Source organism: Bradyrhizobium sp. USDA 4461, assembly GCF_054055655.1.
The window spans coordinates 762,351-777,064 of the sequence record NZ_JBSRXM010000001.1 but is presented as its reverse complement, the minus strand read 5'-3'; the positions used below and the strand labels follow the sequence as shown (position 1 = coordinate 777,064).

At 63.6% G+C, this 14,714-nt stretch carries 15 protein-coding genes and 1 pseudogene; 7 read left to right on the top strand and 9 right to left on the bottom strand.

Annotated features, from left to right (window positions below):
• Positions 1 to 2: 2 nt before the first annotated feature.
• Positions 3 to 605 (top strand): hypothetical protein, encoded by a 603-nt coding sequence (locus tag ACVINW_RS03680; RefSeq protein WP_456750058.1) that lies wholly within the window; start codon positions 3 to 5, stop codon positions 603 to 605.
• A gap of 19 nt (positions 606 to 624) precedes the next feature.
• On the opposite strand, the gene ACVINW_RS03675 is transcribed toward ACVINW_RS03680, so the two are convergent.
• Positions 625 to 1,920, bottom strand: a complete 1,296-nt coding sequence (locus ACVINW_RS03675; protein ID WP_456750057.1) for an MFS transporter — start codon at positions 1,918 to 1,920, stop codon at positions 625 to 627.
• A gap of 95 nt (positions 1,921 to 2,015) precedes the next feature.
• On the opposite strand from ACVINW_RS03675, the gene ACVINW_RS03670 reads away from it, so the two are divergent.
• A complete protein-coding gene (locus ACVINW_RS03670; protein WP_456750056.1) occupies positions 2,016 to 2,612 on the top strand; it encodes a TetR/AcrR family transcriptional regulator in 597 nt (198 codons plus the stop codon).
• A 235-nt stretch (positions 2,613 to 2,847) separates the two neighbouring features.
• Here the strand turns inward: ACVINW_RS03670 and ACVINW_RS03665 are convergent, their stop codons facing one another.
• Together ACVINW_RS03665 and ACVINW_RS03660 are read right to left on the bottom strand one after the other, a co-directional pair.
• Positions 2,848 to 3,225 carry a hypothetical protein gene (locus ACVINW_RS03665; protein WP_456750055.1) on the bottom strand — a complete coding sequence of 126 codons (378 nt, stop codon included), beginning with the start codon at positions 3,223 to 3,225 and terminating at the stop codon, positions 2,848 to 2,850.
• Positions 3,226 to 3,257: 32 nt separating this feature from the next.
• Positions 3,258 to 3,815 carry a DUF3990 domain-containing protein gene (locus ACVINW_RS03660; protein WP_456750054.1) on the bottom strand — a complete coding sequence of 186 codons (558 nt, stop codon included), beginning with the start codon at positions 3,813 to 3,815 and terminating at the stop codon, positions 3,258 to 3,260.
• A 301-nt stretch (positions 3,816 to 4,116) separates the two neighbouring features.
• On the opposite strand from ACVINW_RS03660, the pseudogene ACVINW_RS03655 reads away from it, so the two are divergent.
• A pseudogene (locus ACVINW_RS03655) lies at positions 4,117 to 4,299 on the top strand (BrnT family toxin); the annotation flags it as partial.
• A gap of 88 nt (positions 4,300 to 4,387) precedes the next feature.
• Here ACVINW_RS03655 and ACVINW_RS03650 read toward each other — a convergent pair.
• Both ACVINW_RS03650 and ACVINW_RS03645 read right to left on the bottom strand, forming a co-directional pair.
• A complete protein-coding gene (locus tag ACVINW_RS03650) occupies positions 4,388 to 4,801 on the bottom strand; it encodes a hypothetical protein (RefSeq protein ID WP_456756602.1) in 414 nt (137 codons plus the stop codon).
• Positions 4,802 to 5,633: 832 nt separating this feature from the next.
• Positions 5,634 to 5,735: a DUF3606 domain-containing protein gene (locus tag ACVINW_RS03645; RefSeq protein WP_456750053.1), complete on the bottom strand. Its 102-nt coding sequence runs from the start codon at positions 5,733 to 5,735 to the stop codon at positions 5,634 to 5,636.
• 426 nt (positions 5,736 to 6,161) lie between these two features.
• Here ACVINW_RS03645 and ligD point away from each other — a divergent pair, with 426 nt between their 5' ends.
• On the top strand, positions 6,162 to 7,085 hold the full coding sequence (ligD, locus tag ACVINW_RS03640) for a non-homologous end-joining DNA ligase (protein ID WP_456750052.1): 924 nt from the start codon (positions 6,162 to 6,164) through the stop codon (positions 7,083 to 7,085).
• Between the two features lie 237 nt (positions 7,086 to 7,322).
• Here ligD and ACVINW_RS03635 read toward each other — a convergent pair whose 3' ends face one another.
• The 3 genes from ACVINW_RS03635 to ACVINW_RS03625 form a co-directional block, all read right to left on the bottom strand.
• The gene (locus tag ACVINW_RS03635; RefSeq protein ID WP_456750051.1) at positions 7,323 to 7,817 is read right to left on the bottom strand and encodes a ferritin-like domain-containing protein; all 495 of its coding nucleotides are present in this window, start codon (positions 7,815 to 7,817) and stop codon (positions 7,323 to 7,325) included.
• Positions 7,818 to 8,435: 618 nt separating this feature from the next.
• Positions 8,436 to 8,702, bottom strand: coding sequence for an HGGxSTG domain-containing protein (locus ACVINW_RS03630; RefSeq protein WP_456750050.1), 267 nt, complete (start codon positions 8,700 to 8,702; stop codon positions 8,436 to 8,438).
• A complete protein-coding gene (locus ACVINW_RS03625; protein ID WP_456750049.1) occupies positions 8,699 to 9,361 on the bottom strand; it encodes a hypothetical protein in 663 nt (220 codons plus the stop codon). The genes ACVINW_RS03630 and ACVINW_RS03625 overlap by 4 nt, the downstream gene beginning before the upstream one ends.
• A gap of 437 nt (positions 9,362 to 9,798) precedes the next feature.
• Between ACVINW_RS03625 and ACVINW_RS03620 the strand changes: the two genes are divergently transcribed.
• Positions 9,799 to 12,120, top strand: coding sequence for a molybdopterin guanine dinucleotide-containing S/N-oxide reductase (locus tag ACVINW_RS03620; RefSeq protein ID WP_456750048.1), 2,322 nt, complete (start codon positions 9,799 to 9,801; stop codon positions 12,118 to 12,120).
• A 102-nt stretch (positions 12,121 to 12,222) separates the two neighbouring features.
• Positions 12,223 to 13,263 carry an alpha/beta fold hydrolase gene (locus ACVINW_RS03615; RefSeq protein WP_456750047.1) on the top strand — a complete coding sequence of 347 codons (1,041 nt, stop codon included), beginning with the start codon at positions 12,223 to 12,225 and terminating at the stop codon, positions 13,261 to 13,263.
• Here ACVINW_RS03615 and ACVINW_RS03610 read toward each other — a convergent pair.
• Entirely contained in the window at positions 13,256 to 13,762 is a 507-nt protein-coding gene (locus ACVINW_RS03610; protein WP_456750046.1) for a winged helix-turn-helix transcriptional regulator, read from the bottom strand. The genes ACVINW_RS03615 and ACVINW_RS03610 overlap by 8 nt on opposite strands.
• Positions 13,763 to 13,971: 209 nt before the next feature.
• Here ACVINW_RS03610 and ACVINW_RS03605 point away from each other — a divergent pair, with 209 nt between their 5' ends.
• Positions 13,972 to 14,610, top strand: a complete 639-nt coding sequence (locus ACVINW_RS03605) for a DsbA family protein (protein ID WP_456750045.1) — start codon at positions 13,972 to 13,974, stop codon at positions 14,608 to 14,610.
• The last annotated feature ends 104 nt before the right edge of the window (positions 14,611 to 14,714 follow it).

The following is a 14,714-nucleotide window of genomic DNA, read 5'->3' as shown; positions in this document are numbered from 1 at the left end:
CCATGCAGCTGCTCCAGGCCTGGGCGTCCGCCAGGGGATTGTCCGCGGGAGAGACGGCGTACGTCGATCGCACGCCGCAGCGCCGCCCGTTGCGCTTCAGCCGCAGCGGACATCCCGCGGTCGAGGCGTCATACCGAACCCATTGGGTCTCGTCCGAGCTCTCTGAAACGAAGCGCGCGCGTCTGGAGCAAAGGGCCAGCCGCGCCCCGGAACTGGTGGTCATCCAGCCCTTGAACGAGGAGTGGCGATGTCATCGCTGCGGCGGCACCGGCGATCTCCTGATGATGGAGAATCCCGGTCCGGCGTGCCTGCGTTGCGTCGGCCTCGACGATCTCGAATTCCTGCCGGCCGGCGACGCAAAGCTCACCCGGCGCGTCAAGGCGAGCAGCGCCCGATATGCCGTCGTCGTGCGCTTCAGCCGAACGCGCGGCCGTTACGAACGACAGGGCCTGCTGGTCGAGCCGCGCGCCCTGGCGCATGATCCGGAAAAGGCGAAGCGGTTTTCCGAAAAGATCATGCTCAAACAAAGAGCTGAGCAAGAGCGAAGCGACATCCGGGGAACGGTCCGTCCCCGCATGTCGCGTGAGCTCATGCGTGCTGCCTGATCGCACGTCGTCCGCGGCCTCACGCCGCGGCGAGCACCGGTTGCGCCGGCCTCCGCGTGATCATCAGCGACAGTACGGCGGCGATGATGCCGGTCAGTCCTGCGATCATGAAGGCCTGCAGGTAATCGCCCTGCGCGGAGCGCATGAAGCCGGCGAAGAACGCGGCGCAGGCGGCGCCGAGCTGATGGCCGGCGACCACCCAGCCGAACACCAGCGGCGCGTTCTTGTCGCCGAACGCTTCGTTGGCGATGCGCACGGTCGGCGGCACGGTCGCGATCCAGTCGAGACCGTAGAACACCGCGAACACCGACAGGCTCGCAAGCGAGAAATCCGAGTAGGGCAGGTAGATCAGCGACAGGCCGCGCAGCCCGTAATACAGGAACAGCAGCTTGCGTGGATCGAAACGGTCGGTGAGCCAGCCCGACAGCGTGGTGCCGAACAGGTCGAAGAATCCCATCAAGGCAAGCAGGCTCGCGGCCTGCACCTCGACGATGCCATGGTCACCGCAGAACGCGATCAGATGGGTGCCGACCAGGCCGTTGGTGGTGAAGCCGCAGATGAAGAAGGTCGCGAACAGGAACCAGAACGCCCGCGTCCTGGCGGCGTGCACCAGATTGCTGAGCGCGGCGACGAACGGATTGCCCGCCGCCGGCGGCGCGGGCTGATCGTCGTGCCGGCTGCCGAACGAGCGCAGGCCGACCGACGCGGGCCGCTCGGGCACCAGAACATACACCAGCGGGATCAGCGCCGCGCAGCATGCGGCGACCGTCAGCACCACCGGCTTCCAGCCGCCCCACGCCACCAGCGCCGCGAGGCCCGGCATGAAGATCAGCGTGCCGGTCGCGGTCGACGCGGTCAAAAGCCCCATGACGAGGCCGCGATTGCTGGTGAACCAGCGATTGACGATGGTGGCGCCGAGCACGTTGGCGACCGCGCCCGAGCCGATGCCCGACAGCAGCCCCCAGCTCAGGAACAATTGCCACGGCGCGGTCATGAAATAGCTCGCGCCGGTCGAGGCCGCCATCAGCATGAGCGCGCCCAGCACCGTGCGGCGGATGCCGAAGCGCTGCATCACCGCGGCGGCGAACGGGCCGGCGAGGCCGTAGAGGAAGATGCCGACCGCGGCCGACGACGAGATCACGCCGACGTCCCAGCCGAACGCCTGTTGCAGCGGCAGCATCAGCACGCCCGGCGTCGCGCGCAGGCCGGCGGAGGCGAGCAGCGCCAGGAAGATCACGGCGACGACGACGAAGGCGTAATTCTGCCCGAACGGGCGTCTCGACACGGGGGCGGCTTGAAGCGGGGTGCTTGGCATGTTACTTACCGGTACGTATTGCGATACGCCGTGTATACGTACCGGTCAGTAACATTGTCAAGCGGGCCGCGTGGAAAAATCCGGGAGGAGCCGTCATGAAGAAAGCCGTCGAGCCAGCCGCGGAGCGTCCGGCCAAAGCCGCCGACCGGATCCGCGCCTCCGCGGCCGAGCTGTTCTACCGCGAGGGCATCCGCGCGGTCGGCGTCGACGAGGTGGTGGAGCGGGCTGGCGTCACCAAGCCGAGCCTCTATCGCAGCTTCGCCTCCAAGGACGATCTCGCCGCCGCCTATATGCGCGACTACGAGGCGAACTTCTGGGAGAATTTCGAGAAGCCCGGCGGAAAATCCTACACTGATCCGCGCGAGCACGTGCTGGCCTATATCCGCGTGCTGTCGACGCGCGCCGTGCGCGAGGGCTATCGCGGCTGCGGCCTGACCAACGCCACCGTGGAATATCCGTCGCGCGACAATCCCGCACGGCAGGTCGCCGAAGCGCACAAGAAGCTGTTCCGCAAGCGCCTGCGCGAGCTCGCGTCCGGCATGGGCGCGCGCCACCCCGCGGTGCTCGGCGATGCCCTGCTGCTGCTGATCGAAGGCATCTACGTCACCGGCCAGCAGTCGGAGGAGGGGCCGGCGCAGTCGGCGCTCGCGGTGGCGAAGCTCCTGATCGATGCGAGCGTGGCGAAGGGGTGAGGCGATCGGTTCAAACCCAACGCCATCGCGCTTCGGCGTTCCGCAGCCCGGGTGAGCGAAGCGACACCCGGGGAGGTCCGCCCCGCATATCGCGTGGGCTCATGCGGGCTACTTGCCGTCATCGCATTTGCATGAGGCGCAACAGGGCGAGCGAAGCGGTGGGCATGCGCCCCTGGTGAGTGGCCGAGAGGCCGGGCGAAGCATTGGAAAACGAGGCACTACAAGTTGGCGCAGATCAGCCGGCCTTCGGTCTCAGGCCGGCGCCACGATACACGTCCAGGACCTGGTCGCGGGTTGGGCGGTCGGGATTTTGGCCGTTCACAAGCGAGTCGTAGGCAAGAAGCTCTTCCTCGGACAATTCACGAAGAGACGCACCAGCCAGGACGGCAGCGGTTTGAAGCGGCGAGTCGTGATAGACGAACAGGTCCCCATTGTCGGGAAGCTCTTCGACACGCTTCCGCATGTTCTGCGCGGCTTGGTGGGCGTCATGCTCCGATTGGTGAAAGACCTTATGGAGGCACACTTCGACGAAGCTCCAGTAGTCCGCCATGAACTGAGGAGAGAGGTCGGCGCGTGTCGCAGCGGACCTGGGAGTTCTTTCGCCTGATGCCATAAGGTACCTCAAGCTCGTCCAGTCAATCCATCCTAGAACAAAGTCCGCTTAGGGTCACTGTCATTTGCTTTCTTGAAAACGATCGGCCGCTTCAGGACGGCGGTCGCCTTCGTGGTATGAAAGCTGATCTGGTCGCAATCCTTGATCACCAGGAGCTGTGGCCAAAGGGTTACCGGGCCGTAGACCACGTCGTAGGCCGCCGATGGTCCCACCCTTTGATGGGGTGGAAAGCCGATCCGGCAGTCTGACACGAGCGCCCAAAAGTCCGGCGTCTCCAGGACAAAAGACAGGCTTTCGAGCGCCGCGAGGTCGTCCCGGCTCAACGTAAATTGGATAATGACGGCGACAGCCGGCGGGCTCGGAGGAGACACGCTCAAATTGATGCCCATCGCGCGGCGGTTCGCCCATTGCTCGGCCTGGTGCAGGGACGTGGTCACGTAAAACCCCTGGCCAAAGTCCGTGCGCGGGCGGCAAAGCGCCAGATTGATCGTGAGGGGCAAAGAGCTTCCGGACGTGATGCCCGACGCCCTGACCGACTGGCTGTCCGTCCCGTGATAGACGATGAGGTCCTTATTCGACCACTGCGGCACGTCGTTCTACCAATCTGATGTCAACGCCAAGGTTTCAAAATCAATCGCGGCTCAATACGGCAGACTGCGCCCGGCGGCTCAACGGCGGCATATGATCATGTGGAACCTTGGGTTGTCCATGGGGGCGCGCTCACCTTTTCGACGTTTGGCAGGCCGCGCCTGCGGCGGGCAGCCGCGTCGGGTGCGAGACTTTGCGAATGCTTCCATTGAACGGCATTTTCAGAACGGAGCAAGCGTAGCCCGGATGAGCCAGCGGGTCGCGCGAACGCGCGCCCGATGACAGGCTCCGCGACATCCGGGAATGGCTCGTCCCCGCATGTCGCTGCGCTCATGCGGGCTACCCGCTAGACTAGACGCCGGTTGGGACGAACCGAAGCGGCTCGCCAATCTCGACAAGCACGACATGGACTTCGCTGATCTCGACGAGCGGTTCTTCGACACGGCTCTGGTTCGCAAGGCCAGGCTCAATCGATACCAAGCGATCGGCATCAACATGCGCGGCGTGATTTCGGTGGTCTTCGCGATCTGCGGCGCGGAAGTGCGCCGCAATTGCTGTCACCACGATTGCCCGGTCAATGCCCGGGCGAACAGCCGAGTGGCTGGCAGGCATGGCCCGGAATGCAGATGCAAATGGTGCTGCCGCCGGGAGGCGGGGGCGGTGGGTCGAGGTGGGTCGGCGGGATCGGCGGCGCGGAAATCGGCAGCCCATCTCCGTCAAAGGTGCAGCTGTCCGTGTCCCCCAACATGATGTAGTGCGGCTTGCCGTCGCTTTGCAGCCAGGTCTTGTTCGGCGATGACGCCGACTGCTGGTAGACGTCCAGTCTCGAATACGAGGTGACGGTGGTCTTGGGCGCGCCGCTCGCGGCGTAGCAAACCGTCGTGCAGCTTCTGTCGGGACAACTGAACGATTCCTGCAGCGTACCTTCGATGGCATGGGCCTGCGTTGCGGCGAACAACAGAAGCACGGTACCGACCACCCACCGCATAGTTCGCCACCCCTGCAAAAAATGAAAGTAAAGCTGCAACCCGGAATTGCAGTGAGCGTGCACTCAATTAGTGCCTGATGCAATCGCTTGCATCATACTTGTCCCCTTGCTTGCGTGATGCGCGCCGTTGACAGCGAAGACCGTTTGTCGGCCGCTTGAGGCCTCAATGGCTCAGGAAGAGCAAAAGACCGGCCGCGATCCACAGCGGCGACAGGCTCAGCAGCATGGTCAGCCAGAACTGCAACTCTCTTTGGATGCGGGTGCTTCCCTGCATGGCTCATTCCTCGCTCTTTGGGGGAAATCAGCCTGCTCCGTGGGGCAGGGCTCATCATTAACCCACATCAGTTTGTGACTGAATTTTCCGCTTTTTCCCGGCCTGTCGTCCTGGGGACACACGCATGGAACCAGCTGCATCTGGTTCCGAGCAGCACCGGAACGCGATGGCATGCGCGCCAAAGAAAAAGACCCCAGATCGGGGAAAACCGCTGGGGTCTGAGTCAACACTTTGGTCGTCAGACGCTGCGATCAACAGCGCCTCCAGCGAATCCACGCGTAATTGGTTCGCATGCGTCACCCTATCGAACTCGGCGGATACGAGCAGTCGGGCGCATTGCATGGCTCCATGCTGCCGATTTTTGTTAGTCCCCGACCAGGAATAAGTCCCAGCGTTCCGGGGAGGAACGTCGGGACTGAACGTGGAGCGCCAACTTGGGGGCCGGAAAACGCATCCACGATCGCCGGATGTTCCCGGCGGCCTGGGATCGTTCCTATCGTGCCGCCTGCTTTGGCTTTGCAGGTGCCCGAGCGCAAAACCGCCAATGTCGTGCCTTCTTCATTGCCCCGGAGCCAAGCCCCGTTCAACGCGCTTGCGGCTGTTGCCGACCTTCTCGACAGCCTTCTGCACCGACGCGGTGGATTTGCCGGTCTTCTGCATCTCGTAGCGTTCGCTCAAATCGATACTACGATTCACATAGTGAAATGACGCCGCCGCCGGCGGATGACCAACTGACGGATTGCATCTGTCTATTGGGGGCGCCCGTGAATTACGTTGTGCAAGCCAGGTTCCTCGTTCGGATGGGAACCTCTGGCTGGATGGTCTATGACCGGGAGCGGAAGGGGCCTGCTCTTCTCAGGAATGGCGATGTCGCCCAGAAACTGACGAGGGAGCGAGCCGAATTCATCAAATGGCATCTCGCAATTGAGGAGCGCAAGCGCGAGGGGCAATGAAATCCTGCTCGATCATTTTGAGCGCGCGCTAGCGATTGTCGACAGGATTTAGGTTTCGGTGACAGTGCACTTAAGTTGAAAGCACTGTCACCGTAATGGCAGTTTGAATCATTCATTGTTTGTGAGTTGCGTCGTGGCGTTTCAGCGGAGGAAGCCCGAGCCGATCGGGACCAAGGCGCGTTTTCCTGGCTTCATTGCGCCGGTGCTAGCGACGCCGATCGACAAGGTGCCGAGCGGCGCCCGCTGGATTCACGAGATCAAGTTCGACGGCTATCGCGTCCAAGCTCATCTCGCCAATGAAGAGGTGAGGGTCTACACCCGGCGGGGCAATGACTGGACCAAGCGATTCAAGAAGATCGCCGACGATGCCTGGCATATCTCCGCGGCCTCCGCGATCATCGATGGTGAAATCGTGGTACCTTCGCCAAACGGCACCACCGATTTTTCAGTGCTGCAGAACGAACTTCGCGGCCACTCGACCCGGATCGTGCTGATTGCCTTCGATCTGCTCTATCTCAACGGCCGCGATCTGCGAAAATTGCCGTTGAAAGTGCGCAAGGCCGTGCTGAAGAAGCTCATCGCTGGCACGGAAGTCCAGTTCAGCGAAAGCTTCGAGGTCGACGGCCGCGAGATGTTCGCCCATGCCTGCAAGCTCGGCTATGAGGGCGTGGTCTCGAAGGTCGCGGACAGCGTCTATCCGACGGGTACGCGCAGCCGCGACTGGGTCAAGAAAACCTGCGCCCAGCGCGAGACCCTGACAATCGCGGGATTTGCACTGGACGGCAACGAATGGGACGGCATCTATCTCGGGAGGCGACAGGGCGATGAACTGATCTACGCGGGCAAGGTCGACCACGGCTTTGACAAGGCTTCGGTCGCTGATTTGCGCAAGCGCCTCACTCCGCTGATCCGCAAGACGCAGCCCTACGCCAAGCGCATCAGGCACAAGGGCATATGGGTCGAGCCGAAGGTGCTGGCCGAGATCGAGTACCGCGCCAAATCCGGCGAGGGAAAGGTACGGCATCCATTCTTTCGAGGCGTGCGAGAAGACCTATGAGCAAGCCTCCCTGCATCTTTTGCGATGACACAGGATGGGTGTGCGAGAACCATCAGGACCAGCCCTGGACCGGCCCGCACGCCTGCATCTGCGGCGGTGCCGGCGTGCCCTGTCCGGCCTGCAACCAGCCGGATGATGAGGGTCTGCCTCGTTTGCCGCAGGGCTTCGAGCCAGATGAATGAAGCGAGGCTGGAGACGGTACCTCAGCTCACATCGCTGCGCGCAACGGGCTGCTTGCTAGGCAGCCTGCTCGTGCGCCACATAGTCCATCGTGACCTTTGCGACATTGGCGTCGACCCAGGCAGCCATGCGCTCCTCCTCGCGAAGCGACGCCTCGAGCGGAGCGCGCGCGGCTTCCATGCCGGCCGCGGGGCAAAGCGCCAAAAGGGACTTGTAGGCGGCGATCTCGAAATGCTCGAACGCGTTATTGGCGAACGTGTTCTTCAGGATCTCGTCACCCGCCATCGAATGAGCCATCGCCATGGCGTTTGCCGCGACGGACTGCGTCGCATCCTTGAGCGTTGAAGTCGTTTCCCCGCATTTTTCCAGGCACTCCTCCAACCGGCTCAGTTGTACTTTTGTCTCCTGGAGGTGATCGGCAAGTTTTTGCTTCACCTCTGGATAATCGTCCAGCCGCCCCGATTGACGTTCCATCAATTCACGCGCCTGGATCTCCATCGCGTGAGCGTTCCTCAAACCGACGACGAAAATGTCGCGAGCTGTCTGTGCCATCTCTTCCTCCGCTGGGTTCACTGAAAGCGAGAACAGCGTGGATCATTCAACGTTCCTAGCCCGGATCACCTTGTCGCGGCCGATGCCGATCGCCGCAGGAACCGGCCTGCGCAATCGATGTTTGTTGATGATGACAGTCCAACGCACAATTCGATGTTTCAGTTTCGGTGACAGTGCACTTAAGTTGGTGTTTAATGCACTGTCACCGTAATGTAATGGGTATTGATAACGGCAAAGACACCGTGATCCATATCGATCAGATTTTGGAGCGCACACTAGCTCAGAAGAAGGCGAAGGCGGGGAGACCGCAAATTAGATCACCGAAAGGTAAGAAGTCGCAGAGGGCAGTTCGCGGGACAACCGAAGCTATTAAGCAAACTCGGCGCAAGTAACCAAGCGAACCTGAAGCGCGGTCAAGTCGATCGGTAAGTCTCTAAAAAAATCTAGAATTGAATTGAGGACGGTTAGTAACGCTCCAGGCGTGCGAACTCCTGACAAGTAAGCTCAACAAATGAGAGCTCCTTCCGAGGCGATTGTTCGATGCGACACACGGCAATGCGGAGACAGGTGCGGAAGGGACTTCATGGGCGGCCGAGGTGTGTCGCTTGCGAGAAGTAATCACTTCATCCGTTCCAGCACCCTCCGCGCCTCCCCCAACAACGCCCGCATCTCCCTCCGCTCCGCGATCGCATCCCCGCTGAACCAGCCGTGTTTCCGCGCATTCTTGTTCGCCCTTGGCGCGCCGGATCCCTCGGCTCCGCCGTGCATGCGACAGCGTCTCTTGCCGTGCACTGCCGGCGCGCGGCACGCGCTGCCGGCGCGGGTCTTGGCGCCGCAGCGCGGGCTCGCCAGCATCGGGCCGATATCTTGGACGCGATCGCTCATGCCGGTGCGTCCTGCGTGCTATCTGCGGCTTCGCGCCGTCGTCTCGCGCCCGCGGCCTGCGGCGCTTGTCGCGGCGCGGATGCCGGGGGCTGGTCGGCGACGATCACGTTCGCATGGTGGGTGACGTTGCCGAGAACCGCGTTGCCGCCGTCCGCCACCTTCACGTTCTGCACCCTGATGGCGGGCTCGCCCTGGCTGCGGTAGCGGTTCAGCGCCTCGATCTGGGCGGGAAAGGTGCGGGTCAGCCGGCTAAGTGCGCGCGCCGCGCTGTCGTGCTGGGCGAGGTCCTCGGCATAGGCGAGCTGATTGGCGCAGCGCATCGCCATCACATGGACCGACACCATCTGCGCCACCAGCATGGCCTCGACGGAATCCCGCGGGCCGATGCTCTTCACCATCGAGAGCATGAAAGCAACGTTGACCTTGTCGGCTTTACGGCGGCTCACGCTGGCCTTGACCAATTGCCTGAGGAGGCCCTCCATCGCGTCGCGGTCGGGGGCGCCGAGTGCGTTCGCCATCAGCTGTTCGCCGAGCACGGGATCAGGATGGTCAATGGCGAAGCCCTGCGGCGAGAATTGCAGCCGCGGCACGGCGGCAGCCTGGGTCGGGCCGGATGCGGCGATCGCCGGTGCCGGTGTGAGGTCGGGAGCGGTGTCCAAAGCGGATTCCATGTCGAGATCTCCTGGCAGGCGCGAGGCCCGCGCGCGGTTGTTGCCACGCAGCGGCGTTCGTTCGCCGCGGCAGGGCGGTGCGGTTGCAGTGGTGTGTGAGGATTGTCGGCCGCAATCGCACGCCGACGCGCCCTACCTGGGGCGGGACGACGCGCGTGTGCACGATTTCGGAATATTGGAAGTGTGCCCCTGAGTTGCCCGACGTGTCAAGTCCTTGTTGAGGCGCCGGCGGCCGCCTGCTCCTTTGCATGGGGTTGTTCCTCCATATTTGATGGGCACGGTGCGATCGGCGCGGTCGCGGGGGGCCTGCGTTTTCAGCAACCCTGAATCCCGACCCTGAATCCAAAGACATCGGGATGTGGATCGTTATACTGGCGACATCTTGATGATGGGGCTCGCTGCCCGCTTTCGAAGGACGCTGCTGAATGTCTGAGACCATTGGCTTCCCCGATCCAGCCCTCGATCTGTCCGATGGCTTCAAGCCGCACACCTCGCATTGGGGCGTGTTCTCGGCACGTTTGGGTAAGGCCGGTCTCGAGGTGCGGCCCTATGGCGGCGATCCCGATCCGAACGGCATCATCAACAATTTCCCCGGCGCGCTGCGCCATCAGGCCCGTATCGCGAAGCCTGCGATCCGCCGCGGCTGGCTGGAGCGCGGCCCCGGGCCCGACGACCGCCGCGGCCGCGACGAGTTCGTCTCGGTCAGCTGGGACAAGGCCCTCGATCTGCTCGGCGGCGAACTGGCGCGGATCCGCGACACGATCGGCCCCGGCGCGGTGTTCGGCGGCTCCTATGGCTGGTCGAGCGCGGGCCGCTTCCATCACGCGCAGAGCCAGGTGCATCGCTTCCTCAACATCGCGATGGGCGGCTATGTGCGTTCGGTGAACACCTATTCCTCCGGCGCGTCCTCGGTGCTGCTGCCGCAGATCCTCACCGGCTATGAGGACATCACCAAGCGCAACGTCACCTGGGAGCAGATCGCCTCAGAGACCGACATCGTGCTGGCATTCGGCGGCATGGCGCTGAAGAACTCGATGGTGGCCGGCGGCTCGATCAGCAAGCATGTCGAGCGCGGCGCGATGGAAGCGGCGCACCGCCGCGGCTGCCAGTTCGTGCTGGTCAGCCCGCTGCGTGACGATCTCCCCATCGAGGCCGGCGCCGAATGGCTGACGGCGGTGCCCGGTACCGACACCGCGCTGATGCTCGGCATCGTCCATACCCTGGTCAGGGAAGACCTGCATGATCAGGCCTTCCTCGATCGCTACACCGAGGGCTGGCCGGTGTTCCTGCGCTATCTCACCGGCGAGAGCGATGGGGTGCCCAAGAGCGCCGATTGGGCCGCTTCGATCTGCGGCATCGATGCCGGCACGATCACGGCGCTGGCGCGGCGGCTCGCCGGGCGGCGCGCCCTGATCACCGTGTCGCATTCGTTGCAGCGCGCCGAGCATGGCGAGCAGCCGGTGTGGATGGGCATGGTGCTGGCAGCAGCGCTCGGCCAGATCGGTCTGTCCGGCGGCGGCTACGCCTATTCGCTCGGCGCGATCGGCTATTACGGGCGCAGAGTCAATGCAGTGCCGGGACCGACGCTGGGGCAGGGCCGCAACGGCGTCGCCGACTTCATTCCGGTGGCGCGTATCGCCGACATGCTGCTCAATCCCGGCACCGCCTATCGCTACAATGGCGAGACACGGACCTATCCGGATATCCGGCTGGTCTACTGGGCCGGCGGCAATCCGTTCCACCATCACCAGGACCTCAACCGCCTGCGCAAGGCGTTTGCGCGGCTCGACACGCTTGTCGTGCACGAGCTCGCCTGGACCGCCACCGCGCGTCACGCCGACATCGTGCTGCCCTCCACCATGACGCTGGAGCGCGAGGACATCGGCTATTCCACCAACGATCCCCTGATGGTCGCGATGCACCGGATTGCCGAGCCGTTCGGGCTTGCGCGCGACGACTACGAGATCTTCGCCGATCTCGCCGAGCGGCTCGGGGCCCGCGAGCCCTTCACCGAGGGCCGCACGTCGCGCGAGTGGCTGGAACATCTCTACGAGCCGACGCGCAAGGCGCTCGCCGCGCGCGGGCTCGAGGCGCCGAGCTTTGATGAATTCTGGGCGCGGGGCAGCCTGGTGGTGCCGCAACAGCCCGACGACGGCGGCTCGCTGCGCCGCTTCCGCGAAGACCCGGTCGCGCGGCCGTTGCCGACGCCGAGCGGGCGGATCGAGATCTTCTCGCAGAAGATCGCTGACCACGGCGATGCGGATTGTCCGGGTCATCCGGTCTGGCTCGCGAAATCAGACACGCCGACATCAGACTCGCCGTGTTTCCTGGTCGCCAACCAGCCGGTGACGCGCCTGCACAGCCAGCTCGATTTCGGCGGCCACTCGCTCGACGCCAAGCATCGCGGCCGCGAGGTCGCGCGCATGAACCCGCGCGACGCCAAGCCGCGCGGCATTGCCGACGGCGACATCATCCGCATCTTCAATTCGCGCGGCGCCTGCCTTGCCGCGGTGCATGTCACCGACCACATCGCGCCCGGCGTGGTGCAGCTGCCGACCGGCGCCTGGTACGACCCGATGGATCCCGAGGACGAGGCGCCGCTGTGTGTGCACGGAAATCCCAACGTGCTGACGCGCGACATCGGCACGTCATCTTTCGCGCAGGGCTGCACCGGCCAGCTGACGACGGTCGAGGTCGAGCGTTTCAACGGCAATCTGCCGCCGATCCGGGCGTTCGATCCGGCTTGATTCACAGCGCGATCACGAACAAATCATCTGTTGGCGCTGGATGGCGCCCACGCGTTCGGCTACGGCATCACGAGACCGCTGCTGATTGTTGGACATTCCGAGATGCACTTCAAAACCCTGTTTCTTGCCGTCGCCGCGACCGTCGCGCTCGGTTCTTGCAGCGCGCTGGCGCAATCGGCCGCCGAGCCGGCCTATGGACCGGAGTTGCAGGGTTTTGACTATCCCTATCCGGTCGAGCATTACCGCTTCAGCTCGCAGGGCCAGCAGCTCGACATGGCCTATCTCGACGTCAAGCCGGCGACGCCGAACGGCCAGACCGCGGTGCTGCTGCACGGCAAGAATTTTTGTGCCGCGACCTGGGACGGCACCATCAAGGCGCTCAGCGGCGCCGGCTATCGGGTGATCGCGCTGGACCAGATCGGCTTCTGCAAATCCTCTAAGCCGGAACGCTATCAGTTCACCTTCCAGCAGCTCGCCGGCAACAGCCGCGCATTGCTGGCTTCGCTCGGCATCGAGCATGCGATCATGGTCGGCCACTCGACCGGCGGGATGCTCGCGATGCGCTACGCGCTGATGTATCCGGAGGCCACCGACCGCCTGGTGCTGGTCGATCCGATCGGGCTGGAAGACTGGAAGGCCAAGGGCGTGCCGTGGCTCAGCCTCGACGGCTGGATGCAGCGCGAGACCCGCGTCACCGCCGACAGCATCCGCGCCTATGAGCGCGCGACTTACTATGCCGACACCTGGGATGCCTCCTACGAGACCTGGGTGCAGATGCTCGCCGGCATGTATCGCGGCGAGGGCCGCGCCGCCGTGGCATCGAGCTCGGCGCGGCTCTACGACATGATCGCGACCCAGCCGGTGTTCTACGAATTCGAGCAGATCAAGCCGCCGACGCTGCTGTTCGTCGGCGACAAGGACACCACCGCGATCGGCAAGGACACCGCGCCGCCCGAGATCCGCAAGACGCTCGGCAATTATCCGGTGCTGGGCAAGGAAGCCGTAAAGCGGATTCCGCATGCGCAACTGATCGAATTCCCCGACCTCGGCCATTCGCCGCAGATCCAGGCCCCGGCGCGCTTCCACGACGCGCTGCTCGGCTGGTTGCAGCATCCGGAAACCGGCGCGATGCTGGTCAAGTAGCGGCGCGCTTGGTGCGTTCCCGCGCGCTGGCGTGCACCGGCGACGACCGCCGGGCGCCGGGGCCCGGGTGCACATGGACGTGCTTCGCGCTCAGCGGCTCGCCGCATTCCGAACAGACCATCACGGGATCGAACATCTTGCCGCAGCTCTTGTGTTCGTGCAGCAACGGCCGGCCGCGCGCATCGACCATGTGGATGTTGCCCCAGTGCACGATCGACATGATGATCGGATAGAGGTCGAGCCCCTTCTGCGTCAGGATGTATTCGTAGCGCTTCGGCGCCTCCTGATAGGGAATCTTGCGCAGCACGCCGAACCGTACCAGCTTCTTCAGCCGGTCGGCGAGCAGATGCCGGGTGATGCCGAGCGATGCCTGGAACTCATCGAACCTGCGGATGCGCAGGAAGCACTCGCGCAGGATCAAGAGGCTCCAGCGGTCGCCGATCACGGCCACGGTACGAGCCAGCGAGCACGGCTCTTCTTCAAGGGCATCCCATTTCATCGGCGTCTCCTGCGGTCTGCGACGACATCGCAAATCAAATTCTAAAACAGAACTTACGCAATCTCAATAGGATGCGCGGCAAACAGCACCAGATCGGCTATTGAATGACAAATATCATATTGACAGTTCTAAAATAGAACTTAAGGTCCGGGCGACGATCAATCCGGCCGGGGCAGACGGCCGATGCCAATCGAAGGGAAGGGCGTTCCATGGCAGCTCCGCTGAAGGTCGAATTCCACTTCGATTTCGGAAGTCCGAACGCCTATCTCGCCGAACTCGCGCTGCCCGCCGTCGAGAAGCGTACCGGCGTGAAGTTCGACTACGTTCCGGTGCTGCTCGGCGGCGTCTACAAGGCGACCGGCAACATGTCGCCCGGCGAGTCGCTGCGCGGCATCAAGAACAAGCCGGAATACAACGCCCTCGAGACCGAGCGCTTCCTGCGCCGCCATAACATCACGAAATTCACTATGAACCCGTTCTTCCCGGTGAACACACTGGCGCTGATGCGCGGCGCGGTGGCCGCACAGTTCGAGGGCGTGTTCGAGCGGTATTTCCGCGCGGCCTATCACCACATGTGGGTCGAGCCCAAGAAGATGGACGACCCGCAGGTGTTCCGCGAAGCCTTCCTGTCCTCGGGTCTCGACATCGATCGCCTCATCGCTCGCGCCCAGCAGGACGACGTCAAGAAGAAGCTGATCGACAACACCAGCGATGCGGTCGCGCGCGGCTCGTTTGGTTCGCCGACGTTCTTTGTCGGGAACGAGATCTTCTTCGGCAAGGACAAGGTGCGCGAACTCGAGGAAGAGATCGTCGCGCAGCTGGCGACGGAGCGGCGCAAGACCGCCTGAGCGGAAAATTCCTCAACACAACAAGCCCCAGAGGGCAGCGACAGGGAGGTTTCAGTGCAGGCGTTGACGCAAGTGACGGAAGGAAGTGTGCAAGGCTTGCCCAA

Coding starts and splice junctions, on each gene's coding strand:
- ACVINW_RS03680 (WP_456750058.1), top strand. CDS start 3: ATGCAGCTGCTCCAGGCCTGGGCGTCCGCCAGGGGATTGTCCGCGGGA.
- ACVINW_RS03675 (WP_456750057.1), bottom strand. CDS start 1,920: ATGCCAAGCACCCCGCTTCAAGCCGCCCCCGTGTCGAGACGCCCGTTC.
- ACVINW_RS03670 (WP_456750056.1), top strand. CDS start 2,016: ATGAAGAAAGCCGTCGAGCCAGCCGCGGAGCGTCCGGCCAAAGCCGCC.
- ACVINW_RS03665 (WP_456750055.1), bottom strand. CDS start 3,225: ATGGCATCAGGCGAAAGAACTCCCAGGTCCGCTGCGACACGCGCCGAC.
- ACVINW_RS03650 (WP_456756602.1), bottom strand. CDS start 4,801: ATGCGGTGGGTGGTCGGTACCGTGCTTCTGTTGTTCGCCGCAACGCAG.
- ACVINW_RS03645 (WP_456750053.1), bottom strand. CDS start 5,735: ATGCAGAAGACCGGCAAATCCACCGCGTCGGTGCAGAAGGCTGTCGAG.
- ACVINW_RS03635 (WP_456750051.1), bottom strand. CDS start 7,817: ATGGCACAGACAGCTCGCGACATTTTCGTCGTCGGTTTGAGGAACGCT.
- ACVINW_RS03630 (WP_456750050.1), bottom strand. CDS start 8,702: ATGAGCGATCGCGTCCAAGATATCGGCCCGATGCTGGCGAGCCCGCGC.
- ACVINW_RS03620 (WP_456750048.1), top strand. CDS start 9,799: ATGTCTGAGACCATTGGCTTCCCCGATCCAGCCCTCGATCTGTCCGAT.
- ACVINW_RS03615 (WP_456750047.1), top strand. CDS start 12,223: ATGCACTTCAAAACCCTGTTTCTTGCCGTCGCCGCGACCGTCGCGCTC.
- ACVINW_RS03610 (WP_456750046.1), bottom strand. CDS start 13,762: ATGAAATGGGATGCCCTTGAAGAAGAGCCGTGCTCGCTGGCTCGTACC.
- ACVINW_RS03605 (WP_456750045.1), top strand. CDS start 13,972: ATGGCAGCTCCGCTGAAGGTCGAATTCCACTTCGATTTCGGAAGTCCG.